This is a genomic window from Jhaorihella thermophila, assembly GCF_900108275.1.
In the GTDB taxonomy this organism is placed as follows: Bacteria; Pseudomonadota; Alphaproteobacteria; order Rhodobacterales; family Rhodobacteraceae; genus Jhaorihella; species Jhaorihella thermophila.
The window spans coordinates 2,501-5,676 of record NZ_FNVD01000047.1; the positions used below are offsets into that span (position 1 = coordinate 2,501).

The 3,176-nt window shown below is 55.6% G+C and carries 2 rRNA genes; both read left to right on the forward strand.

What is annotated here, in order from left to right:
• The first annotated feature begins 39 nt into the window (after positions 1-39).
• A 23S ribosomal RNA gene (locus C4S70_RS18155) occupies positions 40-2,871 on the forward strand.
• A gap of 119 nt (positions 2,872-2,990) precedes the next feature.
• Positions 2,991-3,105: ribosomal RNA gene (gene rrf / locus C4S70_RS18160) — 5S ribosomal RNA — on the forward strand.
• The last annotated feature ends 71 nt before the right edge of the window (positions 3,106-3,176 follow it).

Consider the following 3,176-nt stretch of genomic DNA (forward strand, 5'->3'; position numbering starts at 1 on the left):
GCGCGCCTTGCGTGCTGCGGTCTGTCTCTTTCTGGATCAAGTCAAGCGCGAGAAGGGCGTTTGGTGGATGCCTTGGCAGCAAGAGGCGATGAAGGACGTGATACTCTGCGATAAGCCATGGGGAGCCGAGAATAGGCCTTGATCCATGGATCTCCGAATGGGGCAACCCACCTGACAGTTCGTTATAATTGCCTTCGGGCAGCTTATAATGGGCTGAGACAGGTACTTAAGACCTGAACACATAGGGTTTTAAGGGCGAACCCGGGGAACTGAAACATCTAAGTACCCGGAGGAAAGGAAAGCAACAGCAACTCCCCTAGTAGTGGCGAGCGAACGGGGACCAGCCGAGCCGTGAATGTGACCAGAACAGTCTGGAAAGTCTGACCATAGAGGGTGACAGTCCCGTATGGGAAGCATGATCGGACGTATCAAGTAGGGCGGGACACGTGAAATCCTGTCTGAAGATCGGAGGACCACCTTCGAAGGCTAAGTACTCCTTGCTGACCGATAGCGAACCAGTACCGTGAGGGAAAGGTGAAAAGCACCCCGACGAGGGGAGTGAAACAGTACCTGAAACCGAACGCCTACAATCAGTCGGAGGCTCCTTGCGAGCTGACGGCGTACCTTTTGTATAATGGGTCATCGACTTGGTCTCACGAGCAAGCTTAAGCCGATAGGTGTAGGCGCAGCGAAAGCGAGTCTTAATAGGGCGCATGAGTTCGTGGGATCAGACCCGAAACCGAGTGATCTAGGCATGGCCAGGTTGAAGGTGCGGTAACACGCACTGGAGGACCGAACCCACATCCGTTGAAAAGGATCGGGATGAGCTGTGCCTAGGGGTGAAAGGCCAATCAAACTCGGAGATAGCTGGTTCTCCGCGAAATCTATTTAGGTAGAGCGTCATCCGAATACCCCGGGGGGTAGAGCACTGGATGGGTAATGGGGCCCCACAGGCTTACTGATCCTAACCAAACTCCGAATACCCGGGAGTACTGGATGGCAGACACACGGCGGATGCTAACGTCCGTCGTGGAGAGGGAAACAACCCTGACCTCCAGCTAAGGCCCCCAATTCGTGGCTAAGTGGGAAAGCAGGTGGGACGACCAAAACAACCAGGAGGTTGGCTTAGAAGCAGCCATCCTTTAAAGATAGCGTAACAGCTCACTGGTCTAAACAAGTTGTCCTGCGGCGAAGATGTAACGGGGCTCAAGCCACGAGCCGAAGCTGAGGGCAGCGCAAGCTGCGGTAGCGGAGCGTCGTGTGACATAGCTCCTATCCTCCTTGGCGTTCCTCGGAACGCATTGGAGGACAAGGAGCTTTCTGTGAAGCCGGGGCGTGAGCCATCCGGTGGAGAGATCACGAGCGAGAATGATGACATGAGTAGCGACAAACAGGGTGAGAGACCCTGTCGCCGAAAGTCCAAGGGTTCCTGCTTAAAGCTAATCTGAGCAGGGTAAGCCGGCCCCTAAGGCGAGGCCGAAAGGCGTAGTCGATGGGAACCAGGTTAATATTCCTGGGCCAGGAGGATGTGACGGATCCCGGAAGTTGTCAGCCCTTATCGGATTGGGTTGGCAGCCAAGGGGTTCCTGGAAATAGCCCTCCATCGGACCGTACCCTAAACCGACACAGGTGGACTGGTAGAGCATACCAAGGCGCTTGAGAGAACGATGTTGAAGGAACTCGGCAAAATGCCTCCGTAAGTTCGCGAGAAGGAGGCCCGGTTCCAAGGCAACTTGGAGCCGGGGGCACAAACCAGGGGGTGGCGACTGTTTACTAAAAACACAGGGCTCTGCGAAGTCGCAAGACGACGTATAGGGTCTGACGCCTGCCCGGTGCCTGAAGGTTAAAAGGAGGGGTGAGAGCTCCGAATTGAAGCCCAGGTAAACGGCGGCCGTAACTATAACGGTCCTAAGGTAGCGAAATTCCTTGTCGGGTAAGTTCCGACCTGCACGAATGGCGTAACGACTTCCCCGCTGTCTCCAACATCGACTCAGCGAAATTGAATTGCCTGTCAAGATGCAGGCTTCCCGCGGTTAGACGGAAAGACCCCGTGCACCTTTACTACAGCTTCGCACTGGCATCAGGACTGCAATGTGCAGGATAGGTGGTAGGCTTCGAAGCAGGGACGCCAGTTCCTGTGGAGCCGCCCTTGAGATACCACCCTTTGCATTCTTGATGTCTAACCGCGGCCCCTCATCGGGGTCCGGGACCCTGCGTGGTGGGTAGTTTGACTGGGGCGGTCGCCTCCCAAAGAGTAACGGAGGCGCGCGAAGGTTGGCTCAGAGCGGTCGGAAATCGCTCGTTGAGTGCAATGGCAGAAGCCAGCCTGACTGCGAGACTGACAAGTCGAGCAGAGACGAAAGTCGGCCATAGTGATCCGGTGGTCCCGAGTGGAAGGGCCATCGCTCAACGGATAAAAGGTACGCCGGGGATAACAGGCTGATACTGCCCAAGAGTCCATATCGACGGCAGTGTTTGGCACCTCGATGTCGGCTCATCTCATCCTGGGGCTGGAGCAGGTCCCAAGGGTATGGCTGTTCGCCATTTAAAGAGGTACGTGAGCTGGGTTTAGAACGTCGTGAGACAGTTCGGTCCCTATCTGCCGTGGGTGCAGGATACTTGAGAGGAGTTGCCCCTAGTACGAGAGGACCGGGGTGAACGATCCACTGGTGGACCTGTTGTGGCGCCAGCCGCAGTGCAGGGTAGCTATGATCGGAAAGGATAACCGCTGAAGGCATCTAAGCGGGAAGCCCCCCTCAAAACAAGGTATCCCCTGAGGGCCGTGGTAGACCACCACGTCGATAGGCCGGAGATGTAAGCGCAGCAATGCGTTCAGTTGACCGGTACTAATGGCCCGATTGGCTTGACTTGATCCAGTAACAGACAGACAAAAACTGGACCAAAAAGAGCATACCCATCCCAACAAACTCGACTTGGACAACAACGATTGCCGCGGCGCATCACAGCGCCGCACAGGAGTGATTGTTCGGTTTGGTGGTCACAGCGCAAGTGAAACACCCGGTCCCATCCCGAACCCGGAAGTTAAGCACTGCAGCGCCGATGGTACTGCGTCTCAAGACGTGGGAGAGTAGGTCACCGCCAAACCTAACAATCACTCCAATCTCTCTGAACGATGATAACCAGCCCAAAAACAAAAGACCGCACCGATCGAACCT